The sequence below is a fragment of the Vicinamibacterales bacterium genome (assembly GCA_036012125.1).
Classification (GTDB): domain Bacteria; phylum Acidobacteriota; class Vicinamibacteria; order Vicinamibacterales; family UBA823; genus UBA11600.
The window spans coordinates 67,367-94,168 of the sequence record DASCOS010000013.1 but is presented as its reverse complement, the minus strand read 5'-3'; the positions used below and the strand labels follow the sequence as shown (position 1 = coordinate 94,168).

The 26,802-nt window shown below is 52.0% G+C and carries 23 protein-coding genes; 9 read left to right on the top strand and 14 right to left on the bottom strand.

The genetic code is table 11. The features are described from left to right. Positions 1-90 precede the first annotated feature (90 nt). Together QGH09_05630 and QGH09_05625 are read left to right on the top strand one after the other, a co-directional pair. Positions 91-2,400: a DNA translocase FtsK gene (locus QGH09_05630; GenBank protein ID HJO17660.1), complete on the top strand. Its 2,310-nt coding sequence runs from the start codon at positions 91-93 to the stop codon at positions 2,398-2,400. A 45-nt stretch (positions 2,401-2,445) separates the two neighbouring features. Beyond that, on the top strand, positions 2,446-4,002 hold the full coding sequence (locus tag QGH09_05625) for an N-acetylmuramoyl-L-alanine amidase (protein HJO17659.1): 1,557 nt from the start codon (positions 2,446-2,448) through the stop codon (positions 4,000-4,002). A 13-nt stretch (positions 4,003-4,015) separates the two neighbouring features. On the opposite strand, the gene QGH09_05620 is transcribed toward QGH09_05625, so the two are convergent. The 14 genes from QGH09_05620 to QGH09_05555 all read right to left on the bottom strand — a co-directional run bounded on the left by QGH09_05620 (position 4,016) and on the right by QGH09_05555 (position 16,643). Further along, complete coding sequence (locus QGH09_05620) at positions 4,016-4,234, bottom strand: hypothetical protein (protein HJO17658.1); 219 nt, start codon at positions 4,232-4,234, stop codon at positions 4,016-4,018. A 26-nt stretch (positions 4,235-4,260) separates the two neighbouring features. Beyond that, a complete protein-coding gene (locus QGH09_05615) occupies positions 4,261-5,772 on the bottom strand; it encodes a leucyl aminopeptidase (GenBank protein ID HJO17657.1) in 1,512 nt (503 codons plus the stop codon). Between the two features lie 80 nt (positions 5,773-5,852). Continuing rightward, on the bottom strand, positions 5,853-6,290 hold the full coding sequence (locus QGH09_05610) for a M67 family metallopeptidase (GenBank protein ID HJO17656.1): 438 nt from the start codon (positions 6,288-6,290) through the stop codon (positions 5,853-5,855). Then, on the bottom strand, positions 6,291-7,205 hold the full coding sequence (locus tag QGH09_05605) for a prephenate dehydrogenase/arogenate dehydrogenase family protein (protein ID HJO17655.1): 915 nt from the start codon (positions 7,203-7,205) through the stop codon (positions 6,291-6,293). 18 nt (positions 7,206-7,223) lie between these two features. Continuing rightward, complete coding sequence (aroF, locus tag QGH09_05600; GenBank protein HJO17654.1) at positions 7,224-8,273, bottom strand: 3-deoxy-7-phosphoheptulonate synthase; 1,050 nt, start codon at positions 8,271-8,273, stop codon at positions 7,224-7,226. Continuing rightward, positions 8,273-8,626: a chorismate mutase gene (gene pheA, locus QGH09_05595; GenBank protein HJO17653.1), complete on the bottom strand. Its 354-nt coding sequence runs from the start codon at positions 8,624-8,626 to the stop codon at positions 8,273-8,275. The genes aroF and pheA overlap by 1 nt, the downstream gene beginning before the upstream one ends. Continuing rightward, positions 8,596-9,396 carry a tryptophan synthase subunit alpha gene (gene trpA / locus QGH09_05590; GenBank protein ID HJO17652.1) on the bottom strand — a complete coding sequence of 267 codons (801 nt, stop codon included), beginning with the start codon at positions 9,394-9,396 and terminating at the stop codon, positions 8,596-8,598. The genes pheA and trpA overlap by 31 nt, the downstream gene beginning before the upstream one ends. 17 nt (positions 9,397-9,413) lie before the next feature. Further along, positions 9,414-10,658, bottom strand: a complete 1,245-nt coding sequence (gene trpB, locus QGH09_05585) for a tryptophan synthase subunit beta (protein ID HJO17651.1) — start codon at positions 10,656-10,658, stop codon at positions 9,414-9,416. 9 nt (positions 10,659-10,667) lie between these two features. Beyond that, the gene (locus tag QGH09_05580) at positions 10,668-11,306 is read right to left on the bottom strand and encodes a phosphoribosylanthranilate isomerase (protein HJO17650.1); all 639 of its coding nucleotides are present in this window, start codon (positions 11,304-11,306) and stop codon (positions 10,668-10,670) included. Further along, on the bottom strand, positions 11,296-12,123 hold the full coding sequence (gene trpC / locus QGH09_05575) for an indole-3-glycerol phosphate synthase TrpC (GenBank protein HJO17649.1): 828 nt from the start codon (positions 12,121-12,123) through the stop codon (positions 11,296-11,298). Before trpC ends, QGH09_05580 begins: the two co-directional genes overlap by 11 nt. Positions 12,124-12,128: 5 nt before the next feature. After that, the gene (trpD, locus tag QGH09_05570; GenBank protein HJO17648.1) at positions 12,129-13,151 is read right to left on the bottom strand and encodes an anthranilate phosphoribosyltransferase; all 1,023 of its coding nucleotides are present in this window, start codon (positions 13,149-13,151) and stop codon (positions 12,129-12,131) included. Next, on the bottom strand, positions 13,151-13,717 hold the full coding sequence (locus QGH09_05565; protein HJO17647.1) for an aminodeoxychorismate/anthranilate synthase component II: 567 nt from the start codon (positions 13,715-13,717) through the stop codon (positions 13,151-13,153). The genes trpD and QGH09_05565 overlap by 1 nt, the downstream gene beginning before the upstream one ends. A gap of 2 nt (positions 13,718-13,719) precedes the next feature. Then, complete coding sequence (trpE, locus tag QGH09_05560) at positions 13,720-15,207, bottom strand: anthranilate synthase component I (GenBank protein ID HJO17646.1); 1,488 nt, start codon at positions 15,205-15,207, stop codon at positions 13,720-13,722. Between the two features lie 5 nt (positions 15,208-15,212). Continuing rightward, entirely contained in the window at positions 15,213-16,643 is a 1,431-nt protein-coding gene (locus tag QGH09_05555; GenBank protein ID HJO17645.1) for a type I 3-dehydroquinate dehydratase, read from the bottom strand. Positions 16,644-17,088: 445 nt separating this feature from the next. On the opposite strand from QGH09_05555, the gene QGH09_05550 reads away from it, so the two are divergent. From QGH09_05550 to rsmB, 7 genes are all read left to right on the top strand, one after another. Further along, positions 17,089-18,930, top strand: coding sequence for a SpoIVB peptidase S55 domain-containing protein (locus QGH09_05550; protein ID HJO17644.1), 1,842 nt, complete (start codon positions 17,089-17,091; stop codon positions 18,928-18,930). 2 nt (positions 18,931-18,932) lie between these two features. Further along, entirely contained in the window at positions 18,933-21,137 is a 2,205-nt protein-coding gene (locus QGH09_05545) for a hypothetical protein (GenBank protein ID HJO17643.1), read from the top strand. A 21-nt stretch (positions 21,138-21,158) separates the two neighbouring features. Then, positions 21,159-22,484 (top strand): nucleoside recognition domain-containing protein, encoded by a 1,326-nt coding sequence (locus QGH09_05540; protein HJO17642.1) that lies wholly within the window; start codon positions 21,159-21,161, stop codon positions 22,482-22,484. 162 nt (positions 22,485-22,646) lie between these two features. After that, positions 22,647-23,876: a chorismate synthase gene (aroC, locus tag QGH09_05535; protein HJO17641.1), complete on the top strand. Its 1,230-nt coding sequence runs from the start codon at positions 22,647-22,649 to the stop codon at positions 23,874-23,876. Positions 23,877-23,900: 24 nt separating this feature from the next. Continuing rightward, the gene (gene def, locus QGH09_05530) at positions 23,901-24,416 is read left to right on the top strand and encodes a peptide deformylase (protein ID HJO17640.1); all 516 of its coding nucleotides are present in this window, start codon (positions 23,901-23,903) and stop codon (positions 24,414-24,416) included. After that, entirely contained in the window at positions 24,410-25,360 is a 951-nt protein-coding gene (fmt, locus tag QGH09_05525; GenBank protein ID HJO17639.1) for a methionyl-tRNA formyltransferase, read from the top strand. The genes def and fmt overlap by 7 nt, the downstream gene beginning before the upstream one ends. Beyond that, positions 25,357-26,760 (top strand): 16S rRNA (cytosine(967)-C(5))-methyltransferase RsmB, encoded by a 1,404-nt coding sequence (rsmB, locus tag QGH09_05520; protein HJO17638.1) that lies wholly within the window; start codon positions 25,357-25,359, stop codon positions 26,758-26,760. The genes fmt and rsmB overlap by 4 nt, the downstream gene beginning before the upstream one ends. The last annotated feature ends 42 nt before the right edge of the window (positions 26,761-26,802 follow it).

The window sequence follows — 26,802 nt, the reverse complement described above, 5'->3', positions numbered from 1 at the left end:
GCGCAGAAAAACGGGAGAAATGTCGATGTTAACTAGAAAAAATGGCGATTTTGGTGAATTCAACTGCGATCGCACCAGTGCGGAGATCTGATGGCTACCTCTTGGGTTTCCCTACGGATGAACGAATTCCTAGGCGTGGCTTCCTTTGCAGGAGCCCTGATTTTGCTCATCGCCCTTACCAGTTACGATGCTGCAGATCCCGTCTGGTGGTTTAAGACAGCCGGCCCTGAAAGTATTCAGAACTTCGTTGGACCGGTCGGGGCCTTCCTGGCCGAAATGTCGTATCAGACCTTAGGCTACGCCTCGTATCTCATTCCAGTCCTTTTGGTCAAAATTGGATGGCATTCCTTCTGGTGCGAAACTGTCGATGCGGGTTATACGAAGCTCGTGGGAGCCTTCCTCTTTATTCTCTGCATAGCCTCCCTTCTCAGCCTTGGTAGCGGACCAACTGACTTTTCAACTACTGCGATCCAGCCTGGAGGCTTAGCGGGTGGCTGGCTGGCCCAAGCCCTGGTGCAGGGACTTAACAAGACCGGCTCGATTATATTTATCCTTACCCTGATTTTCTTGGCAGTTATTCTCTCAACACAGTTTTCATTCGGCCGTGCTTTTTCAAGACTATCGAATCTCGTTATCGCCGGCCTTCAGTCCTTTCGACTGCACATCGCTGAAAGAGTGGCCAGGGAACAACGCGCTCAGAAGCGTCGAACCGTAGTTTCCAAGCAGGAAGAGTCTCTACTAGGCGACATCGACCCCAGAGCGGACGAACTGTCACCGGAACCACAAAAAAAGAAGGTCAAGAAGTCCAAGTCCGTTGAAGAGGATAGGGATGTTGATTTTGAGGAGCCTTCTGCGCCACAAATTCAACGCCCCCCAACTGAGCCTGAGGGCCACGTAGTCTTAAAACCTCCACCAAGAAATGTGGAACCGCGCAACGGAGAGTACTCGCATCCACCGGCGGCCCTCCTTGACGCCTCCCAGAATGAACACAAGATTGATGAGCGGGAGCTCATGGAGCGAGCCTCGCTGTTGGGGGACAAGTGTCGTGAATTTAACGTCGAGGGTGAAGTGGTTCAAATTCATCCCGGACCAGTCGTGACCACTTATGAATTTAAGCCCGACGCTGGTGTGAAATACAGCAAGATCACCAGCCTCTCTGAGGACCTCTGCCTTGCAATGCAAGCAGAATCGGTACTCATAGATCGGATTCCTGGGAAGGCGACTGTTGGAATTCAGATCCCAAATCAGACACGAGAGATCATTTCTTTAAGAGAGCTGCTTGAGTCAGAAATTTATCAGAGTTCCAAATCAAAACTTAGTCTCACGCTCGGTAAAACAATTCACGGAAAACCGTTCATTACCGATCTCGCCTCAATGCCTCACCTGCTGATAGCAGGCTCAACCGGGGCTGGCAAATCGGTAGCTATCAACTCCATGATTACCAGCATTCTCTACCGTGCAACACCGAGCGAAGTCCGCATGATCATGATCGATCCAAAGCGCCTTGAACTCGGCATGTACGAAGGCATCCCACACCTTTTGACGCCAGTCGTCGTTGATCCGAAGCTGGCATCCAATGCACTGCGATGGGCCGTTCATGAAATGGAGGAACGGTACAAGCTGTTGGCAGCGCACGGGGTTCGAAATATTGACCAATATAATCGTAATGTCAGACAGACCGCGTCCGAGCTAACCCCGAAGGATCGGGAGAATGCTGATTCCGAAGAACCGCTAGAGGAGCTTCCTTATATCGTAGTAGTAATCGATGAACTGGCAGACCTGATGATGGTGGCCAGCAACGAAGTGGAAGAGTCAATTGCCCGCCTGGCGCAGATGGCCCGCGCAGTCGGCATCCATTTGATTTTGGCAACCCAGCGCCCATCCGTAGATGTGATTACCGGGCTGATTAAGGCAAATCTTCCAGCACGAATTTCATTTCGCGTCTCTTCGAAAACCGACTCACGCACGATCCTAGACACCAATGGGGCGGAGCAATTACTTGGAGCCGGTGACATGCTATACCTCCCTCCAGCCTCATCCAGAGTGATTCGTCTTCACGGTCCCTACATTTCCGAGCAAGAGAACGCTCGGGTGGCGAGCTTTCTTCGAAAACAAGCCTCCCCTGTTTATAACGATCAAATTACATCAGAGGAAAAACCCGAGGGGCCCCAGTTTGAGCGCGATGACCTGTACGATCAAGCTGCACGAATCGTCGTTTCAACGGGTCAGGCGTCTATTTCGTATCTGCAAAGAAAACTTCGTGTCGGTTTTAGTCGAGCCGCTAGGTTGATTGACATGATGGAAGCCGAGGGGCTGGTTTCATCAGGCGGTGGAGGCAAGGCTCGAGACGTTTTGGTCGGCAAGGACTACTTTGAAGAGGTTGATTCCCAGCTCAGATAGTGTCGGTGAGAAGGCTTGTTAATCTGTCCTATATTTGAGCACTAAATGACGTTACCCGCGACACCATCTAAATCGTTCATTACATGCCTTGCTCTGGCAGCTGCACTCATTTTTGCCTCGACAACAGTGGCATCGCCTACTGATCCTGCTTTCAAACTCTGGCAAATCGCAATTAACCGTGAACAGGTTCTTCGAAGTTCCATTCGCCCTCAACCTCCAAGCCTCGAGGAACTGCACATCCTGATTCAACGTTATAAAGAAATCGTTCGGGAATATCCCCGCAGTTCTTACAGTGATAATTCGCTCTGGCAAGCCTCTTGGCTCGCCCTTCTGGCATTTGAACATTTTGCGGAACCTGCCGACCGTGAAGAAGGCGAGCGGCTTCTACGTATGCTCCGGAATGAATACCCGAGGAGTAATTATCAAGCCATCATCGACGAACCACTTGATAAATTTGCTTCCTTGGCGGACGCCCGTCTCAATCCAACCCTTTTAACGGGAATCGAGCGCACCCTGCTCGATCGTGGTGTCCGCGTAACAATCTCGCTGAATTCAGAAGTGACCTTCCGTGACGAGCGCCTGGCAAATCCAGACCGCGTCTTTTTCGATTTAGTTCGCACTCGGGCCTCGAACCACTTAATGGATACAACGCTGTCTTTTAGTGATGACGTCGTGAGGAAAATTCGACTCGGTCGACACCCTAACGAAACAACTCGCGTCGTCCTAGACCTAAACAATGTTGAAGATTACAGCGTCTTCACTCTTTATAATCCTTATCGAATAGTAGTTGATACCATTCGCGGTCCTGAAGCGCCAATTCCTGCAGCCATAGCAAGCAAACGCTCTGAACCTCTCACGCCCGCTGTAAACGCCAATGGAGACTTTTCTCTTTCCCGGCAACTCGGCCTAGGGGTCAATCGGGTGGTCATAGACCCAGGCCATGGCGGTCATGACCCAGGAACTCGGAGTACCGACATGACCGAGGCCGATCTTGTCCTTGACATAGCTCTTAGGCTTAAGACTCTGCTGGCAGTCCAGGGGTCAACCGAGGTCGTTCTCACCCGAGACACTAATAGATTCGTCTCTCTTCAGGACCGGACCGCAATCGCCAATCAGCACAGTGCCGATCTATTTCTCTCAATCCATGCCAATGCGAGTACGAATCCTGAAGCAAGGGGCATCGAAACCTACGTGCTAAACTTCGCGCTCAATCATGAAGCTGAAGCGTTGGCAGCAAGGGAAAATGCCTCTTCGGTCAGCACCATGGCACGGCTCCAAGACCTCGTGCAGACCATTGCTCTCAACGCCAAGCTTGACGAATCGCGAGAATTCGCTGAAATGGTTCAAGGTGCCCTCGAACAGAACTTACGAGCACTCAACCCTAAACTGCGTAATCTCGGAGTAAAACAGGCACCCTTCGTTGTTCTTATCGGCGCCCACATGCCCAGTGTTCTTGCGGAAATCTCTTTCCTTAGTAACCCCGAAGAGGCAAGACTGCTTAAGCAGGACGCTTACCGGGAGCAGATCGCCCAAGCACTGTTCGACGCCGTCCAAGATTACCGGGACACTCTTAAGAACGTGCAGGTGGCAGTTCGCCCTTAACCCCGAAGATTAACTAGAGATCTAAACGCTGCATGCTTGGCTTCGAAAGATTGAAGCTATACTTTCGCAGCCAAAAGAGCACGCTACCGATCACGAGTCCGGCTACTAAGGCAGCCAGAACGAAGGCGCCGGTCAGCCCGATAGCTTGCAAGAGAACGTCCGCAGCCGAGGTCTGTGGAGTTGGAGCCTCTGGAACCCTCACAATTATTGGAGTTGTAGGCTGAATCCACATAAGCAGTCTCAATCGGCCTCCACAAACTAGCCTGTGGCCCAAGTCTCACTGGCACAAGCCAACTCAACCAAAGTCCTTACTGCCACACCCGAAGGCCCTTTCGCTTGATATGGTCGAGCCTCGTCGATCCAGGCCGTGCCTGCAATATCCAGATGAGCCCAAGGAGTATCGCCGGCAAACACTTTGAGGAACATAGCCGCCGTGATGGCTGATGCCTCTCGACCAGCCGCATTCTTTACATCAGCAATCTCACTATCAATTTGCTGTTTGTATTCATCAAAAACGGGAAGCTCCCAAACTTGATCGCCCGCAACCTCGGCGGCCCGCTTTACGGCATCAACCCACACACCAGGTGTGCCAAATAGGCCCGACGTAATCGTCCCAAGGGCCACAATGCAACCCCCTGTCAGAGTCGCAACATCCACCAAATGTGTTGCACCGCAACGTTTTGCGTACCATAGTGCGTCACCTAGTACTAACCGGCCCTCAGCATCGGTGTTGATAATCTCAACCGTTTTCCCAGCAGCGCTCTGTAGAACGTCACCGGGCTTAATTGCGCGTCCCCCCGGGAGATTTTCTGTAGCCGGAACTATCCCAATAACATGAATGGGGACATTCAGTTGATCGATTGCACGCATTGCACACAATACCGCAGCGCCCCCGGCCATATCATCCTTCATTCGCTCCATCGATTCTGCAGGCTTGAGCGATATTCCTCCACTATCGAACGTAATACCCTTTCCAACTAGACCTAGAACTGGAGCCTTGGGGGCACCCTTCGGTCTATGATGCATAACAATCAATTTCGGGGATTCTGCGCTGCCCCGTGCCACCCCCAATAGCATGCCTAACCCAAGTTCCTCCATCTCCGTTGGACCAAGCACCTCGACCCCGAGGTTCGTCCCCTCAGCCAAAGAATGTGCTCGTTCCGAAAAAATAGTTGGCGTTAAGGAATTCCCAGGCTCATTTGCTAATGCCCTAGCTTCGTTGCTGCACTCGCCCAAAAGGCGGCCACGCTTAACCGCACTCTCCAATTCGCCATCTATCCCCCGACTAGAGTTAACAATAAATTCCTGAAGCGTATGTTTATCGCCTTCCGTTTTGTAGGTGCCGACATCGAACTCCCCCAGCGTTAGACCTTCAGCAGCAGCCTGGCCAGCCTCTGCTTTCTCCAACTGCCCGCGAAGGCAAAAAGCCAAGCTCGACACCCGCCGACTACGCCCAGTCAGTGTTGCAGTTGTTGCCAGTCGGCGAACCTGTCCAGTCGAAATTACACCGTCGCCAGCTCCAATCAGTAAGAGCCGACTGGCCCGCCATTCTGAAAGGTTGAGGTCTACAAGGCACGATGTGTATGCTTTGCCACTCCACTCCCCTCTCAGTCTGGCACTCTGAAGAGCGCCGCCGGAAGCCTCAATAAGGCCAGGAAAATCTGACAGATCGTCACCTGCCCAGGTTGGCAGCACAAGTAAGTCCACCTCTAAATCAGAAATTGGACCCGCAGAGGCGATCATGGTCGACTGATCTATCATCGTGAACATCCCCTAATCATAAGACGTAGCACCAAAACACTTCCTTGTCCCCAGCATCACTTCGAATGAGATCGCGTCTACCAGGAGAATTACTCAACTCGTAAATCTACGCTAGTCGCAGAACCATCTCGTATCAAAAAGCCGCCCATGATACCGGCCTCGTCATCAGTAAATGGATCCGAGCGCAGGGATACAATCACGTACAGATAGTCTGGGTAGTTCGCCTTAGCGAGGTCAGTGGCCGAGGGCGTAGCCCTAGAATGAAGATGTGAATGATAAACACCAACCACCTGGTTACCCAGCGCTCGTGCGGAGTGGATCGCCGAAAAATGATCTTTAGGATTTACCTTATACCGTGAAGGATCTTGGCTATCATTCCGAGCCGGGAAAGCCGACTCGATCTTCCCGCTCCTACCTAGCAATAAACCGCAACACTCACACGGACTTTCAGCTTCTGCATGCTGCAGTATCGCATCAAATGCCTCACGTGCGATAACCATGCCGTCGCCTTCTGTTTCCCGAACCATTTATCGGCCTGCCCGCTCCGCAGAAGAACGGAGAACCTCTCGCCATTGGTTCGCTGATAAGAAGATCTTGACAAGTTGATCGCCGGTCTCCAAATCACGGCGTAACGTTTTAAGCACTGCAATGAGGTCGTCAAGGGCGCTCTCTATCTCGTCTGCATTCGTAGTGCATATATCTCGCCACAAATCAAAGGAGCTTGAGGCCAACTTCGTCGCGTCAAGCACACTCCGCCCTGATAAGGCCAGGTGCTCTTGGCCCAGTCGAGTTCCGAGCACGTGCATTAACGCGCTAGCGGTCAACTGCGGAAGATGACTTAGTGTCGCTACCAATCTATCGTGGTCTTCGGTATCCATAACCAGCGGATTAGCCCCTAGCCCCTCAACAAATTGACCGAGTTTACCAAGAGCCCCACCTTCACCGGATTCTTCAGAAGTCAGAATCCACGGTCGGCCTTTAAATAGATCCGACCTGGCGTTCCTAATTCCCTGTCTTGGGGCTCCAGCAAGAGGGTTGCCTCCTACAAACTCAAACCGCGCAGGTAGTCTGCGAGCTGCCTCAACGATCGTTCGTTTTGTACCACCGACATCCGTGATAACAGCATGCCCTGATACATACTGCGACACCACTTCCAACAGCTTAAGATTTTGCCCGATGGGCGCTGCTAATATAACGAGGTCCGCTTCGCCAAGGATCTCTGGTTCGGATGCTGCAACATCGATGGCGTGCAGTTGCATCGCCTGCTCCAGCACGCTTTTGTCGTCCACGCCAATGACCAAGCCACTCGACCAGTTCTCCCTCGCGGCCAAGGCGATCGATCCTCCGATCAATCCAAGACCGAAAATCCCAATCCTCTCAAACACACACTCTTTACCAACACCACCGTCTGGAAGCACTGGCAGAGATTTTCTTTCCGTCATCCTGAGATTTTGATGGGCCTATCGAAGCAAGGCTTTGCCGTGAATCGGCTCACGACAGATGCTGCGGCCAATAGCCGGCGCAATAATCCTCAATTCCCCCATTAATCGATCGAATTGATCGGGATACAACGATTGCGCGCCATCGCTCATTGCTTGATCAGGATTGCAATGAACCTCAATAATCAAAGCGTCAGCCCCAGCCGCAACCGATGCTCTCGCCATTGGCGCTACCTTGTCTCGAATACCAATCCCGTGACTTGGATCGGCCACGATTGGAAGATGGCTCAGCTTGTGCACAACCGGAATAGCTGAGATATCCAGCGTGTTACGCGTGTAACTTTCAAATGTTCGAATACCCCTTTCACACAAGATGACGTCTGGATTTCCACCAGCTAATATGTATTCGGCAGACAGAAGCCACTCCTCGATCGTGGCGGAAATGCCTCGCTTCAATAAAACAGGCTTCTTTGTCCGACCTAATTCTCGCAATAAGGAAAAGTTCTGCATGTTCCTTGCGCCGACCTGGAGAATGTCAGAGTACTTACCCACCAGCTCAATCTGACTAACATCCATAACTTCTGACACCAGTTTCATTTCCTGATCATCAGCCGCCCCACGTAACATCTTCAACCCATCTTCACCTAGCCCCTGAAAGCTATACGGCGAACTCCGCGGTTTAAATGCCCCGCCCCGCAACACACTTGCTCCAGCCTTCTTTACGGCAGCCGCTGTTTCTTCAACCTGCTCCTCGGTTTCAGCCGAACAAGGTCCAGCCATCACAACAACTTCATCGCCTCCGATGCGTAAATCACCAATTTGGACCACGGTCCGCTCGGGTTTAAACGTTCTACTCGCAAGCTTGTAAGGCTCTGTGATTCGATGCACTTCAGAGACACCATCCATTACTTCAACTAAACGTTGATCAAAGGTACGATTGCCACCAATGGCTCCAAGCACAGTCCGCAAGGCACCCGTTGATCGATGAACGTCGAATCCTAATTTCGCAAGGGATTGCGTCACCTCCTCGATCTGATCCTCTGTAGCCTGCTCCTGCATAACAATCATCATTATTGACTCCCCGTACCTTTCTCAGAATCGATTGGCTTGCCATTACCTTCAAGCCCTCGTGTCTCGTCAATGATTCGCTTAAACAATCTTTCCAGCGCTTCACTATCAAAAGGACCTTCATTGATAGAGTTCGCATGTTGAAGAACAGCGGCTTCCCTCTCAGGTTGGAAAACATCCAGTCCGCTTGACCGCTTAATCTTTCCAATTTCCAGGGCGCAATAAGCCCGCTCACTCAAAATCTCGACCAACATACGGTCGAGCTCGTCAATCCGATCCCTGAGAGCGGCCAACTCTGCCTCTGTCTTCTCATTCATGACATCGATCAGCCTGCCAACTGGCCCGACTTGAGCCATCTGGTGTACTCAGCAACCTTAACCTCGATCAAGGACTCTTCCGCCGTATTCTCGATTACGGAAACAAGCCCACTTCCAACCACTGCAGCATCGGCGATACGCCCAATCGTAGTCACATGCTCAGGCGTTGATACGCCAAAGCCAAGTGCTAACGGCATGTTCGTCAAGGCTCGGATACGCTTAGTCATACTCTCTGCCCCATCAGCTATTTGATCACGAACTCCCGTTACCCCTAATCGTGAAATCCCATATAGGAAACCTTGGCCAAGTTCTGCTGCCTTAGAAATCCGTTCTTCCGTCGTTGTGGGACTTAACAAGAAGATCGTATCAATCCCCGCTTCCAGCATGGTGGTTCGAAATTCACCAGCCTCTTCAATCGGGAGATCTAGAGCAAGAACACCGTCGACGCCAGAATTAGAAGCCCTGGATGCAAATTCCTTAACGCCTAAAGCATGTATCAAATTAAAGTAACTGAAAATAACTACAGGAGCTTTTAGCTTCGGACGTACACGACCCACCATGCCCAAGGTGCTAGCCAGGGTTGTATCTGAGCGTAGCGCTCTCTCTGACGCCCTCTGAATGACCGGCCCGTCGGTCAACGGATCCGAAAAGGGAACGCCGACTTCCAAGACATCAGATCCAGCATCATCGAGCGCCAAGAGGATCGACTCGCTCCTCTCAAGACTTGGGTCGCCGGCAGTCACGAAGGTCACCAGTCCAGTTTGTCCTTTCTTTCGTAAGCGTACGAAGGTTTTGCTAATAATAGACATGGTTCATTAGGCGCCTACTACCCAGTCCTTGGCTCATTAGCCGAGTTCAGCCTCGCAGCAACACTGTTTACATCCTTGTCCCCACGCCCAGAAAGATTGACAAGGATCCGCTGAGACGGCTTCAGGCTACGTGATAACTCAATCGCGTGTGCCACCGCATGTGCCGATTCCAAAGCTGGCATGATGCCTTCAAGTCTGCTCAATTCTTGAAAGGCACCTAAGGCCTGCTCATCACTAACATGGGTGTACTCTGCCCTTCCCATATCCCGAAGATAGGAATGCTCTGGCCCGACCGCAGCATAATCAAGCCCTGGGGCAATCGAATGTGTTAGGTCAATATTGCCGTAAACATTCTGAAGTATGAAACTTCGCGTGCCCTGAAGCACGCCTACTGTGCCAGCAGCGAACCGAGCAGCATGACCTCCTTCAACCATGCCTACGCCACCAGCCTCAACGCCAACCAAGCGCACGTTCTGGTCCTTTACGAAGCCGTCAAACATGCCGATTGCATTGCTTCCACCACCAACGCAGGCTACGACAACATCGGGAAGCGCTTCATACATCCGCATAAACTGCACACGAGATTCACTGCCTATCACAGACTGAAGTTCGCGCACCATCAAAGGATACGGATGTGGTCCAAGCACTGACCCCAGCAGGTAGTAAGTATCATTAACGTTGCTGACCCAATCGCGCATAGCTTCACTGATTGCATCTTTCAACGTTCGGCTGCCAGCGTCCACCTTGCACACAGTTGCTCCGAGCAACTCCATCCGAACAACATTTAGAGCTTGGCGAGACATGTCCTCACTGCCCATATACACGGTGCACTCTAGGCCCAGCAGGGCACACGCTGTCGCTGTCGCCACTCCATGCTGCCCTGCCCCAGTCTCTGCGACCACGCGCCGTTTACCCATACGAACAGCAAGCAGAGCTTGACCAAGTGCGTTGTTAATCTTGTGAGCCCCAGTATGCGCGAGGTCTTCGCGCTTCAAAATTATTAACCCCCCACCAATTGAAGCGCTTAAACGTTCGGCTGCTGCCATTGGGGTTGGGCGGCCTACATAGTCGATTAATAGTCGCTGCACTTCCCGCACGAAGTCCTGGTCGGACCTTGCCTCACGATACGCAAACTCTAAATCCTCAAGAGGGGCAACAAGGGTTTCAGGAACATATCTGCCACCAAAACGACCGTAGTAACCGCGATCATCAGGGTCACTCTCGCCGAACACGGGTACTGAGATTAAAGATTGATCAGCCATCAATACTACCTATACCTGTGCAGCCGCCACGGCCTTAAAAAAAGCTTCCAGTTTTCTCGCATCCTTGCGACCAGGCTCTGCCTCGACACCTGAAGAAACGTCAACGCCATAAGGCCGAACCCTCTCTATCGCAGCAGTCACATTGTCTGGTCTTAAGCCCCCGGACAATATCACCCGCCGCTCTCGAGCCCATCGCGCAGCTTCGGTCCAATCAACCTGTTGACCGCTTCCGCCCCGCCTAAGCGGGTCATGGGCATCCAGTAAAACCGTTACATTAGGCGGTATCAGGTCGATTGGCACTTCTGGCGCCAACGCACCCAACGCTACCGCTCGAATGGTTCTGACCCTAAGAGTCCTCAACATTTCGTTGGACTCATCTCCATGTAATTGCACCACATCGAGTTTGGCAGCAGCTACAGTCTCATTAATTCGAACCACCTTCTCATCGACAAACACTCCAACGGCAGAGGTCATCGGCCCTGTCGCTTCAACCACTGATGCCGCACGGTCAGGAGAGACGTATCTAGGACTGTGCGGCCAAAAGACAAACCCTAAAGCCGAAGCCCCAAGACTTGCTGCGCGAACACCATCATTGACATTGGTGATACCGCACACCTTAACTCGAACAGGACCAGTTTCACTGGGCACGCATCGTCTCCAATGTTTTTCCTGGATTCGGGGACAAAGCGAGCGTCTCTCCAATTAGGAAACCGTGAAATCCCTTAGCATTCAGCGTCAGGAGTTCCTGGTTTGTTTTTAGACCACTCTCGGCTATCGCAATCACGTCCTTTGGTATCTTCCCGACCAACCTTTCGCTCGTCTCCACGACCACTTCAAGGGTCCTTAAGTTCCTATTATTGACACCGATAATCCGTGCACCAACGTCGACTGCTATCCCTAATTCCTCTTCGTCATGCACTTCAACAATCACAGCCAAAGATGCGTCATTAGCCCTCGAGATTAACTGTCCAAGAGTTTGGGGATCTAAAGCTGCAACTATCAGCAACACCGCGTCAGCTCCGGCCGCGTGCGCCTCCAATAGCTGATAGTCAGTAATCACGAAATCTTTACGGAGAAGCGGCAGTGTCACGGCCTCTCGTACTAACCGAAGATGATCCAAGCACCCATCAAAAAAGGATGGTTCAGTTAACACGGAAATGGCCGCTGCACCGCCTCGCTCATAGTCTTTAGCTAAACTAGGAGCATCGTAGTCTTTACGAAGCACTCCTTTTAAAGGGGATCGATGCTTGCATTCCGCAATAACATTAAGTTCACCTGGTTTTGATATTGCAACCTGAAATCCGATCCCGTTTGGTGTCCGATTCAAGGCTTCCTCTTCCAATATTCGTTCCGGTATCCTTAATCGCCGTTCCGAGATCGCTACACGCGTGGCCGCAACGACGGTGTCCAAAAGATCTGCCGTAGCTTTAACACCTTCTCTGAACCGGTCACCCTGGCTAATCATCCGAACTACCCCTCAACAGATTGATGGGAAAACTCAACCATCATTTTCAATTTTCGACTTGCCAAACCTGAGTCAAGAGATTCACTTGCCCGCGTAACCCCATCTCGAAGGTTCTTGACCCGCCCAGCAACAAGTAGTGCCGCTCCGGCATTCAGCACGACGACATCACGCGGCGCCCCCTTCGCACCCTTTAGCACTGAAAGAGCGATCGCAGCATTGTCATCAGCGCTCCCCCCCTTTAACTCGGCCATATCCGCACGTGAAATACCATGCTCTGCCGGATGCACGTAAAATGTATTAACCACGCCATTGCGACACTCAGAGACCTTCGTATAACCGGTAGTGGAAATTTCATCCAGACCATCAGCCCCGTGCACCACCCAAGCGTGTTCTGAACCAAGTAACGCAAACGCCCTCGCGACTAGTTCGGTATGCTCTGGCCGAGGAACACCAACTAACTGACGAGTCGCACCAGCTGGATTCGTAAGTGGACCCAATAGATTAAATGCTGTGCGGACTCCAAGATCCTTTCGTGTCGGGCCTGCGTGTTTCATAGACGGATGGAACGTCGGAGCGAAGAAAAAAGCAATTCCTGCGCCATCTAGACAGCGCTCAACTTGTAAGGGTGATGCGGCCACGTTCACCCCTAAGGCTTCAAACAAATCCGCACTGCCACATCGACTAGATACCGAGCGGTTGCCGTGTTTGGCTACGGTTACCTCGCAGCCAGCGATAACAAGTGCCGCAACCGATGACACGTTAAAGGTGTTTGATTGGTCTCCTCCGGTCCCGCAGGTGTCGAACACGTTAGACCGTGGCTTAGTCAGCTGAACTGCATTCGCACGCATGGTTCGGGCCAAGCCAACTATCTCATTCGGTCGTTCTCCTTTTATCGCAAGACCAATCAATAGCGCACCAATTTGCGAGGCCGCAGCATTTCCAGCCATAATCTCTGCCATTGCTTCAGCTGCTTCTTCCTCCGACAAGTCATGATGCTTCAAAAGCTTATTCAATACTCTTGAGAACATTACATCTCCAAGAAGGTTTGTATTAGACGACTACCTACTTCGGTCAAAATCGACTCGGGATGAAACTGTACTCCATGGGCTGGCAAGTGTTCATGCCTGAGTCCCATGATGGCATTGTCGTCTGTTGCCCACGCACCAACCTTCAGCTCCCCCGGAAGGCCATCTCTCGTCACCATCAAGGAGTGATACCGGGTCGCTACAAACGCTTCACCAAGTCCCTTGAAGACCCCTTGACCATCGTGATCGATGCTCGAACATTTTCCGTGCTTAATCTTCGGACTCTGTGTCACCCGAGCGCCAAAGGCTACCCCAATCGCTTGATGACCAAGGCACACACCCAGTACCGGTATCTGAGGGGAAAGACGCCTAATGAGCTCAACCGAAATCCCTGCGTGCTCGGGCCTCCCCGGTCCTGGCGAAATGACAATTCGGCTTGGCTTCATAGCTTCAACCTGTTCCACCGTCAGCTCATCATTCCTTCGCACCACGGGTCGAGCACCTAGTTCACCCAAGTACTGCACGAGGTTGTAGGTAAACGAATCATAGTTATCTAGAACCAAGACCATACCTACTCCGCACCTTCCGCCATTTCAATGGCCCGTAGCATCGCACGAGCCTTCGCCCGGGTTTCCTCATATTCCGAGGAGGGTTCAGAATCGGCAACGATGCCTGCCCCCGCTTGCACCACAGCGGAATTCCCATGAATCGTGACGGTTCGTATTCCAATGCAACAATCCAAATTGCCTGCAAAATCAAGGTAGCCTATTGCCCCGGCGTAAATACCCCGCCGAGTTGGCTCCAGCTGTGCGATGATCTCCATCGCGCGAATTTTTGGTGCACCAGAAACAGTGCCCGCAGGAAAGCAAGCAACCAGTGCATCGAGACTGTCGACCTCCTCATTCAGCTTTCCCTCTACTTTCGAGCAAAGATGCATTACATGGGAATAGCGTTCTACTTGCATGAACTGCGAAACCAATACCGTGCCGTACTCACAAACCTTTCCGATGTCATTGCGTCCTAAGTCGACAAGCATGACGTGTTCAGCTCGCTCCTTTTCATCGTGTTTTAGCTCGTAGGCAAGGCGTTCATCCTCCTCTTCACACCCACCACGAGGCCGCGTTCCAGCGATTGGATGAGTCTCCACCCTGTCACCCTCGACTCGAACAAGCATCTCTGGGGATGAACCAGCAATTGCCGTTTCTCCCAAGCGAATGAAGTACATATAGGGTGAAGGGTTAACATGGCGAAGTGATCGATAAACCGAAAAGGCATCCACATCTAGCTTGGTTTCAAATCGCTGAGACAGGACGACCTGAAAAATGTCCCCGTCAGATATGTATGCCTTAGCACGCAAGACCGCATCCTCAAAACTTTCCTGAGAGATATTTGAAGTGACAATATTTGGTTTTACACTCTGTGATTGAGGACGAGAAAGGCTGCGCTCCAACTCTATCTCAAGGAATCTAATCTTCGCACAAGCAAATTGATACAACGATTCCAATGGCTCCTCAGTTACAACCCGAGCATTCGCGATAATCAAAATCCGATGTTTTACGTGATCGAAAGCCAGCACCGTATCGAAAAGCATGAACACCGCATCATCTGCTGCTCCCGTGTCAGGCCCTGGCCCATCCAACCGTGACCTAGCAAGCTTCGGCTCAAACCAGCGCGCTGAATCGTAGCCAAGATAGCCAACCGCTCCACCAGTGAAACGGGGAAGGTCGTCGACGACAGGCGAGTGATACTCCTTCATCACCGCTCTTAAGGCTTCAATGAAAGACTGGTCAGACTCACTAATAACTCCAGCCTTTTCAACAGTGGAACCACCGGCACGACCTCGGAGCACCAAAAACGGATCCTTGCCAAGAAACGAATAGCGTCCAACCTGTTCACCACCCTCTACGCTCTCCAAAAGAAATGAATAGTCCGAATGCTCCGCGACCTTTAAGAAGGCGGAAACTGGCGTCAGCAGGTCGGCTAGAATTTCCTTATAAACTGGAACGAAATTACCTTTCGTAGCCAGAGATCTGAATTCATCAAATGAGGTCTGCTTCATGTCATTCACTCCGCGATCGAGGCTAAGCCATTTTTTACAGCGGTCTCAAAGACTGAATTCGGTGCCTGGACTCCTGTCCACCACTCGAATTGCCGTTTCGCCTGCGCGACGAGCATCTCCAACCCCCCAAGTGTTCTACAACCCCGTTTCGTAGCTTCCTTTAGGAGCAACGTGCGACTGGGGTTATACACAAGGTCATAAACCAACCGACCATCCAGCGAGGAAGCCGGCAAAGGCGACTCGTTAACTTGAGGAGTCATGCCAACAGGCGTAGCATTCACAAGAAGATCCCAGGAATTTGGTTCGACGGGAAAACCGCCTACCGTTGCTCCACTTACCCTCGCAGCCTCCTCGGCCTTATCTTGTCGCCGTGCGCAAATCTTCGTTAGGACCCCAGACTCAACCAGTCCTACGCTTGCCGCCTTTGCTGCTCCTCCCGCACCGACGACCGTGGCCCGCCATCCATCAATCGTGAAACGAGATAAGAGTGGCTCAAGAAATCCATCCACATCACAATTCATGGCCCTCCAGTTGTTTTGCACCCTTTGCAAGGTGTTAACCGCGCCGATACGTTTACCTATCGGATCGCTTTCTCTCACGCGACTATGCACTTCTTCCTTGAAGGGAGCGGTAACGCTTGCGCCAGAGATCTTGAAGGCATCGGCAAAACCAAAGAAATCATCAACATCGGCAGCTTCTAAAGGAAGATAGACTGCATCCTTTGAGATGGCCCTAAATCCAGCATTGTGCATTGCCGGTGAAAGGGAATGTATGACCGGTTTACCTAAGACTCCATACACTTCGGTCGAATCCGACAACTCGCGAAACCTAAATTCCCGAATCAACCGGTCCGGGTCCACTTGCCCTGGAGCAGCATCACCTGCATAACTCCAGCATGCACCGAAACGATCGGCCAAAATACGCGAAGCTACCCCAGGTCCTCCCATTCCGATTATGACGGCTTGCTCACCGTCACGCCTCGCACGGCATCCCAAATCAGCCAGCGGTACGAGATCCATTAACGATTTAGCTTTCACAGCGAGTTTGACGACAGCGACTCCTGTTGCCCGCATCGCAAAATAGCGATCAGCGAGATCACTAGGTCGCCCCGAGAAATCGTGACTAGACAAAACAATTCGGTTCCTATGTTTGGTAATCCTTGGGTCTGGCGATCCATTCCATTCAATATCGACATATTCGGCCCCACATTTGAGGGCTTCAGCGATGATGCGCCGTCGAGCCTCCTCCCCGCCATCAAAACTCCCACCGTCCTGTACCGTTCGACAAGTCACAATGGCTGGTTTCGAACGCCCCTTCAGGGCACCTGAGACATCCAGGTCTTCGACCCCATCGACTCGTAACTCAACAAGGTCTGCTTCAACTGCGGCATCTCGGCGCCGTCTCAGCTGATCGGTCGTGGTTGCCCTCACGGTCACGCATACTTGGGATTGAGCCATATGAATTTGGATCTAAATCTAAATACCAACAAAAAAACCCCTTCAACCAATTGGGCTGAAGAGGCTTAGGGGTTCTCCTAAATTAGTAACTGTGTGGCAATTAGCCCTACACGGCCGCCTCCTCAGACAGGCTGCTAAAATAGATAAACCAGAACCAGCTAAGCGCGGAGACAGAACCAACCTTTTTGTCAGACATATTTGGAAATCTCAGTCTAACATTGAACACCGGAGAACCCGAACACCCTTTTTGAAATCGATTACAGTAAACGAGCTAAATCAATGATATAAAAGGGATTATAGGTTGTCAAATTGTTCGAGTAAACTGCCTCTTATGTTTCAAAAGCTAACCTTTTCTCCTTGACTGTCAATCATTTCCTTGGCTATAAGTGGTCGTTGTCAGAATTCTGAAGCCTCCATTCTCACTATGAAAACTTTTATCGTCAGCAGTCTAATCCTGCTCATTTCCTCCGCCTCCGCCTCAGGTGCCTCCGGCCAGACGGTTATGGCCCTAGAAGAGATACGCGCTGGCATGATCGGCGTTGGAATGACGGTCTTTGAAGGCACCGAGCCCGAGGAATTCGAGGCTCAGATCCTAGGCATTCTGCATAACATCAATGGACCAAAGCGTAACTTAATCCTAGCGCGCCTTTCAGGTGGACCTCTAAGTGATACTGGCGTTATTCAGGGAATGAGCGGAAGCCCCGTTTATATAGAGGGGCAACTGATTGGCGCAGTCTCCTACGCGCTTGGCTCCTTCACGACCGAAGCCATTGCCGGGATAACCCCAATTAAGGAAATGGTTGACGCCGTATCGTTCCCAACACGCCGTGCCCCTATGAACTCCGTGGCTCTTCACCTGCCGATGTCACCAGAACGATTGCTGGAAATATTTCGCGGAACTCTACATCGAATATCCAGCTACACCCTGCATTCTAGAGACGCATTACTAGCGCAAGGACAACTCTCCTCAGTTCGGCATGCAGGCACCATGCTCCGTCCCATTGGGACGCCGCTAAATATGAGTGGCTTTGACGCTCATGTAACTGGACTACTTAGCTCAGCCCTTGAAGGCACGGGAATGACACCAGTACTTGGCGGCTCACAAGAAGCGAACACCTCTTTGGCAAGTACTCCGCTACGGCCGGGCGACGCTGTTAGTGTCACGCTGATCGATGGTGACCTGTCATTAGCCGGCACCGGCACCGTAACAATGATAGACGAAGACCGTGTATATGCGTTCGGCCATCAGTTCCAGAATCTTGGCCCCGTAGAATTTTTAATGAACCGTGCGCACGTTCACACCCTTTTGCCCAGCCTAATGTCATCGAGCAAAATTGCGTCCGTTGGCGAGGCAATAGGTACGTTCCAACAAGACCGCCTAACTGGCATTGCGGGAACACTCGGCACAACGCCTCGACGAATTCCGATCGAAATTACTCTTAGGCCTATTGATAGTAGTCGACCCACTCAAAACCTTCACTTCAACATTGTTGACGATCAGGCCCTGACGCCACTTTTGACCTTCGTTACCGTTCTCAACACACTACGAGCCTACGAGCGTGATGCCGGGGCTGCTACGTTTACCGTGTCCGGTACCGCGACTTTTCAAAATCATACGCCGCTCACGTTTAATGATGTGTTTTCAGGAATCGCACCAGCGCTCGCAGCCGCGACATCTGTATTAACACCAATCACTTTCCTTGTTCAAAACACGTTTGGTCCAATCTCCCTCAACAGTCTTAGCCTTGAGATTGTGTCCTCCGAGGAAACCAGCACTGCGACCATTGAACGGGTCTGGCTTGATACCGTTCGTGTACGCCCAGCCCTAGACACTACCCTGAGGATTGTTACTCGGACTAACCGCGGTGTAGAAGAAACCCATAGCCTGCCGCTTAGAATTCCTGCCAACGCACCAGCCACGGCATCCCTTCTTGTAGCAAGTGGCGTGGACCTGGCCCAGATTGAGCAGCAACGCACAATAGGTGCGACCCGACCCAGAAATCTTAGTCAACTAATCCGAGCCTTAAACAATACCTATCGCAATAACCGGCTCTATGTGCGCCTACTTGGCGCCCACCCAGGGCTACTTCATGCCGGAGAACCACTCGCAGCCCTGCCGGCCTCGGCGCTTGCGGTATATCAGGCTGACCGAAGTCGAGGAGCAGTTATGTCGCTACAACAGGTGAACCTTGGCGAGTGGGAAGTGGACATCCAAGAGGCGGTCTCTGGTTTTCGTATACTTACTCTCAACCTCGACTCACAATAATCATGAAATGTTTCTGTGGATATCGCTCTCTGTTTTTTAGAAAAGCATTCGCTGCACTTTTCGTTTTACTACCCGCAGGCTTGCTCGTAGCTGCCTCCCCGACCTTTTGGCACGTTTCAACCCAGTCGGAACTATTACAAGGCGAGCTAGAACACTTGTCAGTCGATGAATCTGGTCAAATCACCCTCTCGCCAGAAACAGGCCTTATCCACGAATCGCCAGCACCGTTTGTTTGGTCAGTAGTATCGAACGGTTCTGACGGATTCTGGATTGCAACCGGGGACGAGGGCCGGGTCTACGAAATAGGAGCCGATGGAGACTCGTCAATTTTTTTCGATGCCATTGAGTCCGAGGTCCACGCGTTGGCTCGCCGACCCGAAGGAGGGCTTTATGTGGGCACTAGTCCGAATGGAAAGGTGTATGAAGTCCAGGCTAACGGTGAATCAACTACCTTGGTCGATCTTGAGGAGACCTACATTTGGTCAATGGTCCTAGGGCCAGATGACGCCCTGTATGTAGCAACAGGAACCCAAGGAGTCATCTACCGAATCGAGAACGACGGTACAACGGCGCCGTTCTATAACACACACACCACTAACGTGCTGTCACTTGCTTTTGATTCCCAGGGTCGACTTCTTGCTGGCACGGAGTCACCAGGGCGCCTGCTTCGGATCGACAGTGATCGCAGAGGTTTTGTCCTCCTCGATTCAGAGTTTAGCGAACTCCGATCCCTGCGGATTGCCAATGATGGAACCCTCTATTTGGCTGGCGTTCGTGGGGAACAGAACATTGCCCAATCAGCACTAGATTCACAGTCTATACAACCAACTGCAGTGGTTCGGGCAGAAGTCACTGATACCGCTAATGGCTTTCGAATAACACCGACTGCTGGTGGAGCTGTTCTACGAGTAAAATCAGATGGCGTTTGGGACGTGATCTGGCAATCCCCAAGTGACGTACCCTACGACCTTCTCATCGATGACACGGACGGCCTAATTGTTGGAACTGGACCAAATGGCCGAATCTATCGCCTAGTCGGCGAGCCCGCAACCGCTACCCTAATCACCCGTGTTGCCGCCAGTCAAATAACAACAATGACCTACGCTCCTGGGAGGCGTCTTCACTTTGGAACAGCCAATCCAGGAAAACTGTTCGCGCTGTCCGATTCAGTGGCCGCGGAAGGAACTTATTTCTCTGACGTACGCGACGCCAGAACAATCGCCACTTGGGGCACTATCCGCTGGACCTCTAGCGAGCCATCGGGAAGTCAGGTCGAGTTATCCACCAGATCAGGAAACACTGACGACCCAGACGAAATGTGGAGCGATTGGTCCGAAAGCTATAACATTTCCAGCGGTCAGGTAATTACCAGCCCAAAAGCCCGCTACTTGCAATGGCGGGCAGTGCTGAAACGAGGCACCACTACACCGGTCTTAACGTCTGTCACAGCCTCATACCTTCCTAGGAATGTTGCCCCAATGGTCACATCGATTACCCAACACCCAGCTGGAACAGCTTTTCAGGAAACCTTTGCGGGCACAGAAATGGACCTCGCTGGTTTTGACCCCGCCTCCACAAATAATGCACTCCCTACTCGCATAGAGTCTGAGGCGAGAACTCAACCTGGACAACCGACTCTAGGTCGACGAGTCTACCGTAAGGGCTTGCAAACATTCGGCTGGACTGCTGAGGATGCCGACAACGATCGGCTTGAATATTCAGTTCACTATCGTGCAGAGGACACTAGAACCTGGACCCGCTTGATAGCCGGCCTAACCGATCCAATTTTCGTTTGGGATACCGTATCTGTTCCAGATGGCCGGTACCTTGCAATGGTCGAAGCTTCAGACGCTCGATCGAACTCTCCCCAAACAACCCTTACCGGACGCAGGTCTACCAGTGTCTTTGATATCGATAATACCTCTCCTCGCATCAACATTAATCCAGCACAGATCGGGTCGAATGGAACCTCGATCTCGTTCACGGTACAGGATGCTCATTCGATTATCGAACGTGTTGAGTTTTCCTTCGACGAAAATCTGTGGGAAGTGGTCTATCCCATTGACGGAATAGCCGATTCACGTCTCGAGAGCTTCGAGGTGTTTTCATCTAGCGATCAAACACCTGAACGCCTAGTGGTACGAGCCACGGATGCCATGAATAACACTTCAAGCTCCTCCCAAACTCTGGCTAATCTTGAACGCTAAGAGCCAACTGGAACATCCCAAATGCTGAATGGACTGTTCGTTGTTGTTGTCGTTACCTCTGTTCTTCTGGCGGCCGCAACCGGAAGAATGGAGGCAGTGACTCAGGCCCTTATCGACTCGGCCCGAGACGCCGTAAAACTTGCGATCGGCCTTGTCGGGGTAATGGCATTCTTTTTGGGTTTAATGCGAGTAGCAGAAGACGGGGGCCTGATGCGTCGCTTGGCCAGCGCCCTTGGACCAGTAATGAAACGCCTTTTTCCTGGAATACCCACCGACCATCCCGCCATGAGCGCAATGATTCTCAATATATCCGCAAACATGCTGGGACTCGGTAACGCAGCAACTCCGTTCGGCATCCGTGCCATGGAACAGCTGGATGCTCTAAATAGTGAGAAGGGAACAGCTAGTAATGCAATGGTTCTTTTTCTCGCCATTAATACCGCCGGCCTAGCCATACTACCAACTGGGGTAATTGGACTCCGCGCATCCCTTGGCTCTAATGATGCAGCTGGCATTCTCTTTCCAACCTGGGTTGCCAGCGGAACCGCCACCTTGGTCGGCATTCTGGCTGCGACCCTCCTTTGTAAACTCCCTCGCTACCGAAACACCGAGCCAGACACAATTACCTCAGCACCTTCAACCATCGGAGACAGACTGGTTGAAGCCGAAGAATCGATTAAGCCGACTGCCCTGCGACGCCGGGCCGTCTGGATTTTCTGGTTTGTCTTCTTCGCATTCCTCGTGCGATATCTGAATTCGAGCAGCTGGAACTTCTTCTCCCCTAATCAGGAGCTTAACCCGGACGATGATTTCGTAACCCTTGTACGCAGCACCCTTTCGTTTTGGATGCTACCCGCTCTTGTTGCCGGATTGACGCTATATGGGTGGCAACGTGGAGTGCGAGTTTACGAATCACTCGTCGCAGGCGCGAAGCAAGGTTTCGACGTAGCTCTTCGGATAATCCCTTATCTCGTTGCCATCCTCGTAGCCATTGGGATGCTTCGAGCCGCAGGAGGCATCGAATGGCTGGCCCTGTTATTAACTCCCTTTACCAGTCTAATCGGCATGCCGGCCGAAGCCCTACCAATGGCAGTACTCCGCCCACTTACTGGCTCTGGCGCCTTCGGCGTGATGGCCGAAGCCATGAACACCCACGGGCCCGATTCACTTGTCGGCTATATGGTAAGCACCTTCCAAGGTAGCACTGAAACAACCTTTTACACCCTCGCAGTCTACTTTGGTGCAGTCGGAATCGTTAGAACCCGACACGCACTCCCGGCATGCTTACTAGCTGACATCGCAGGAATCCTGGCCGCCGTTGCGATCGTAAACCTGATGTTTGGTTAGTTAACCACAAACTAAGCTCTGAAATATCGGAGCCCGCGCCTTCTTCCATTTTCTGTATTTCGTGGAAGATTTCCCCAGAGTAGCATTCAAAGGAACTGCTCTTAATGATTGACCTTCCTCATTTGAAATCGCGCCAAATGCTTCGTGTACAATATAGGTAGCATGTTACGTTTTCTTACAGCAGGCGAATCGCACGGTCGAGGACTCGTGGCAATACTTGAAGGAATTCCCGCTGGCCTGACGATTAATTTTGATGCGATCACACATCAAATGCGCCGACGCCAGAAGGGCTATGGTCGCGGCCAACGAATGCAGATTGAATCTGATCAAGCCGAAATCTTATCCGGCGTACGCGACGGTCAAACAATTGGCGGTCCGATCGCGCTTCTTGTTAACAACAAGGACTGGCCCAATTGGGAAAGGACAATGCAGGTCAGCGCAACGGAATCCGAGTCGACCGAGGGCGATCGTAAGCCTCCGGTCTCACGTCCTCGTCCTGGCCATGCCGATCTCGCAGGAACCATCAAATTTGACCGGACTGACATTCGAGACGTCCTAGAGCGTGCTAGTGCACGTGAAACGGCCGCGCGCGTTGCGGCGGGTTCGGTCGCTCGACAGTTACTGGAGCTATTCAATATTGAGATCGCAAGTCATGTCACCGCTATCGCCGGAGTTGAGATCTCCGAAACCATGGTCCCCTTCGACCGGGTACGTGAAATACCGGAGGACGCAACCCTTCGTTGCGTTGATCCAAAAACCGAAACAGCGATGGTTGCCGCAATTGATGCTGCTCGCGAGGCTGGGGACACAGCCGGTGGCAGGTTCGAGGTAATCGTTCACGGACTCCCACTTGGACTCGGAAGCTACGTCCAGTGGGATCGGAAGCTTGATGGGCGTTTGGCCCAAGCCATCATGTCCATACCTGCCATCAAGGCTGTGGGAATAGGTCTTGGGCCGGGTGTGTCTGCACTGCCTGGATCCCAAGTGCACGATGAGATCGTTTTGCCAAGTCACCCTGCAGAGAATGATGGCAGTAAATACGGCGTCGTCCGCCCAACGAACAATGCAGGGGGACTCGAAGGCGGCGTGACAAACGGCGAGGATCTTCGTATTTTGGGTTACATGAAGCCGATTTCAACTCTTATGAAACCCCTTCGCTCTGTAGACATATCTACTATGACCGAGGCTCCAGCGACAGTGGAACGAAGCGATGTGTGCGCCGTTCCGGCTGCTTCGGTTGTGGCTGAAGCGATGATTTCCTTGGTCTTGGCTGATGCTTTTTTAGAGAAGTTTGGAGGCGATTCCATAAACGAGGTCACCCGTCATCTGTCCGCTTCCACCACGCTCAGCCGGTCTCGACTTAATAACCCTTCTAGCAATCGAACGGGCTAGCCACACCAAGCCGTAAGGGTTTCTATGATTCGCCCGATCCTTAAGTACGGTGATTCGGGGCTTCATGCGCCAGCGGCTCCTGTAAGGGCGATAACCGAGGAAATACGGGCATTAATCGACGACATGATTAAAACTATGTACGCTGCACCCGGAGTCGGCTTGGCAGCTCCCCAGGTGGGAGTAGGATTGCGGATCTTTGTTATCGACATTTCTGTGGGAGAAAAACCAACGGAACTAATTGCAATGGTTAATCCCAGCTTTGAGACCTGTAGCGATGACACATTAATAACCGAGGAAGAGGGCTGCCTGAGCCTTCCCGGGTTCAGTGCGGTTGTGGAGCGGCGGAAACAGGTCGTTGTATCCGGCCTAGATCAGAATGGCAGAACTCAAAAGATCGAAGGCGAGGACCTTCTTGCACGTGCCTTTCAGCACGAAATGGACCATCTAAACGGCACCCTCTTTGTTGATCGCCTCCGTGGGATTAAGCGAGAACTAATCATGCGTCGAATCGCCAAACTTCGGCGGAACAGAAAATGGTGAGAATCGCCTTCTTTGGTACACCAGAGTTTGCGGTTCCGACACTCGTCGCACTCATAGAATCTCCGTGCGAGGTGGTCACGGTGATCACCCAACCTGATCGTCCGCGTGGTAGAGGTCAACGACCCTCAGCGTCACCAATAAAAATTATAGCTCTAGGAAACAATATTCCAGTCCTGACGCCAGAAGCTCTCAACGACCCAGTTTTTCTAGATCAAATGCGAACCCTCCAGCTAGAACTTGGGGTCGTTGTGGCCTATGGCAAGCTCGTTCCCGACAACCTACTTGAAATCCCAACACATGGTTTCGTTAATTTACACGCTTCCCTACTACCCGCCTATCGTGGCGCAGCTCCGATTCAACGAGCTGTGCTCGATGGAAATGAGGTCACGGGAGTCACTTTGATAAGGATGAATTCCAAGCTTGATTCCGGTCCAATTCTTGCTCAAGCACAACAGGCGATTCGCCCCACTGACACAGCCTCAGACCTTGCAAGTGCCCTTGCCCCGCTCGGAGCCTCCCTTCTAAGGGACAACCTCGGCAACATTGGGAGCGGAACCTTGGTCGAAGCGCCACAAGACAACTCGGTTGCAACCTATGCACCTCGGCTCACGAAGAACGATGGTCGCATCGATTGGAAGAGTGACGCCCCCACGATTCATAACCAAGTTCGCGCAATGCATCCCTGGCCCCAAGCCTTCACATATCTTGGGGGAGTTCGCTACGCTATCCACCGCACAGCGGTGATAGCACAACCTTCAAAGGGACGACCTGGAGAGATTCTCGAAACTGAAGGCAGTCGGCTCGTTGTTGCTTCAGGTGGAAGTACGACACTCGAAATCCTAGAAATTCAGCCGTCTGGACGTCGCGTTATGGAAGTTCAGTCTTTTTTGGCTGGCCATCCAGTAACCGTTGGTTCAGCTTTTGAATCCCCAACAAGGATATGATCGCTCCAGCCCGAATGGCCGCCTTTCGAGCCCTCCGGGCTGTGATCCAACGCTCCGTCGCTCTTCCAGATTCACTTTACAGTGTCAGAACCGATGTGCCAGATCGGCGGGATCGGGCTTTACTCAATGAGATCGTAACTGGAACCCTTCGGTGGCTTAACGCACTGGATTATCTGATCGTACACTTTGCTGATCGCCCTCTAATTAAACTTGACCCTGTTGTGCGTGATGTACTTCGGATCAGCATTTATCAACTACTACACCTTGACCGCGTTCCTCCGTCAGCTGTCGTCAACGACGCAGTAAACATCACACGAACCGAAGGCCCCAACCGTGCAGCAGGACTAACAAACGCTGTGCTGAGAGCCCTCCTAAGGGCATTACCCAATCTTCCTTTACCAGAGGAACCGAAGGAGTCGGAACTCGCGGCTGTTTCTGAAGTGCAATTCTCAGGCTGGCCAACCCATCTCCGGCAGAGGGCGCTTCAATTTATTAGCATTAGCCATTCCCACCCGGACTGGCTAGTTGAACGGTGGCTCGCCCGCTATGGTTATTCAGCAACGCTGGCATGGACTAAGTTCAACAACGAACCCGCCAGTCTTACCCTTCGAGCTAACACTTTACACACAACATCTGCAGCACTGGTGTCGCGGTTTCGTGAAAACTCCATTGTCGCGGAGCCTCTACGCTATGGGCGTGATGGTTTAAGCATTGCGTCTGGTAAGCAATTTTTGCCGGATTTGACCTCAAGTTACGACTTCTTCGTCCAAGCCGAAGCCTCCCAACTTATTCCTCCGCTTGTTCAAGCAGAGCCTGGCATGACCATTCTGGACGCATGCGCTGCACCAGGAGGCAAGACCCTTGCTCTAGCTTCGGCTATGGCAAATCAGGGAACTCTAGTGGCGGGAGACTTTAGTCAGACTCGACTCAATCTACTGGCTCACACTGTCACTCGACTCGGCGCTTCTGTTGTGAAGCCGGTCGCCCATGATCTTTCTCGCAACGCCCCATTTGGCACTATCTTCGATCGCGTCCTTGTCGATGTTCCCTGCAGCGGCCTAGGTACCGTGCAACGTGATCCAGATATTCGATGGCGCAGACAACTCAACGACATTCAGCGTATGGCTGACCGCCAAATCAAAATGCTTCGTGTTGCAGCCACCACGGTGCGATCCGGAGGGCGTCTAGTGTACGCTACGTGTTCCGGTGAGCCAGAGGAGAATGAACGAGTCGTAGAAAACTTTCTCGATTCAGAGACCAAATTCCACGCTGAAGATCTTCGGACCCTCGATGAGACTTCTCATTTCGGTCCAATTCTCAACGAGGCCGGATATCTCAGAAGCTATCCTCACTTGCACCGGCTAGATGCCTTTTTCGCGGCTTCTTTCAAGCGCACCTAAGGGCCAGAATCTTGTGAACAGCAAGGACTTGTGCTACCGTCA

What these genes read in the sequence shown, in the direction of transcription:
- trpA (HJO17652.1), bottom strand. Translation starts at nt 9,396, where the DNA reads ATGTCTATTATTAGCAAAACCTTCGTACGCTTACGAAAGAAAGGACAA.
- QGH09_05615 (HJO17657.1), bottom strand. Translation starts at nt 5,772, where the DNA reads ATGTTCACGATGATAGATCAGTCGACCATGATCGCCTCTGCGGGTCCA.
- QGH09_05545 (HJO17643.1), top strand. Translation starts at nt 18,933, where the DNA reads ATGAAATGTTTCTGTGGATATCGCTCTCTGTTTTTTAGAAAAGCATTC.
- def (HJO17640.1), top strand. Translation starts at nt 23,901, where the DNA reads ATGATTCGCCCGATCCTTAAGTACGGTGATTCGGGGCTTCATGCGCCA.
- QGH09_05605 (HJO17655.1), bottom strand. Translation starts at nt 7,205, where the DNA reads ATGACGGAAAGAAAATCTCTGCCAGTGCTTCCAGACGGTGGTGTTGGT.
- trpB (HJO17651.1), bottom strand. Translation starts at nt 10,658, where the DNA reads ATGGCTGATCAATCTTTAATCTCAGTACCCGTGTTCGGCGAGAGTGAC.
- QGH09_05625 (HJO17659.1), top strand. Translation starts at nt 2,446, where the DNA reads ATGACGTTACCCGCGACACCATCTAAATCGTTCATTACATGCCTTGCT.
- trpE (HJO17646.1), bottom strand. Translation starts at nt 15,207, where the DNA reads ATGAAGCAGACCTCATTTGATGAATTCAGATCTCTGGCTACGAAAGGT.
- QGH09_05630 (HJO17660.1), top strand. Translation starts at nt 91, where the DNA reads ATGGCTACCTCTTGGGTTTCCCTACGGATGAACGAATTCCTAGGCGTG.
- pheA (HJO17653.1), bottom strand. Translation starts at nt 8,626, where the DNA reads ATGGCTCAAGTCGGGCCAGTTGGCAGGCTGATCGATGTCATGAATGAG.
- QGH09_05565 (HJO17647.1), bottom strand. Translation starts at nt 13,717, where the DNA reads ATGGTCTTGGTTCTAGATAACTATGATTCGTTTACCTACAACCTCGTG.
- QGH09_05610 (HJO17656.1), bottom strand. Translation starts at nt 6,290, where the DNA reads ATGGTTCGGGAAACAGAAGGCGACGGCATGGTTATCGCACGTGAGGCA.
- aroC (HJO17641.1), top strand. Translation starts at nt 22,647, where the DNA reads ATGTTACGTTTTCTTACAGCAGGCGAATCGCACGGTCGAGGACTCGTG.
- QGH09_05620 (HJO17658.1), bottom strand. Translation starts at nt 4,234, where the DNA reads ATGTGGATTCAGCCTACAACTCCAATAATTGTGAGGGTTCCAGAGGCT.
- trpC (HJO17649.1), bottom strand. Translation starts at nt 12,123, where the DNA reads ATGATTAGCCAGGGTGACCGGTTCAGAGAAGGTGTTAAAGCTACGGCA.
- QGH09_05540 (HJO17642.1), top strand. Translation starts at nt 21,159, where the DNA reads ATGCTGAATGGACTGTTCGTTGTTGTTGTCGTTACCTCTGTTCTTCTG.
- QGH09_05550 (HJO17644.1), top strand. Translation starts at nt 17,089, where the DNA reads ATGAAAACTTTTATCGTCAGCAGTCTAATCCTGCTCATTTCCTCCGCC.
- trpD (HJO17648.1), bottom strand. Translation starts at nt 13,151, where the DNA reads ATGTTCTCAAGAGTATTGAATAAGCTTTTGAAGCATCATGACTTGTCG.
- fmt (HJO17639.1), top strand. Translation starts at nt 24,410, where the DNA reads ATGGTGAGAATCGCCTTCTTTGGTACACCAGAGTTTGCGGTTCCGACA.
- rsmB (HJO17638.1), top strand. Translation starts at nt 25,357, where the DNA reads ATGATCGCTCCAGCCCGAATGGCCGCCTTTCGAGCCCTCCGGGCTGTG.
- aroF (HJO17654.1), bottom strand. Translation starts at nt 8,273, where the DNA reads ATGATGATTGTTATGCAGGAGCAGGCTACAGAGGATCAGATCGAGGAG.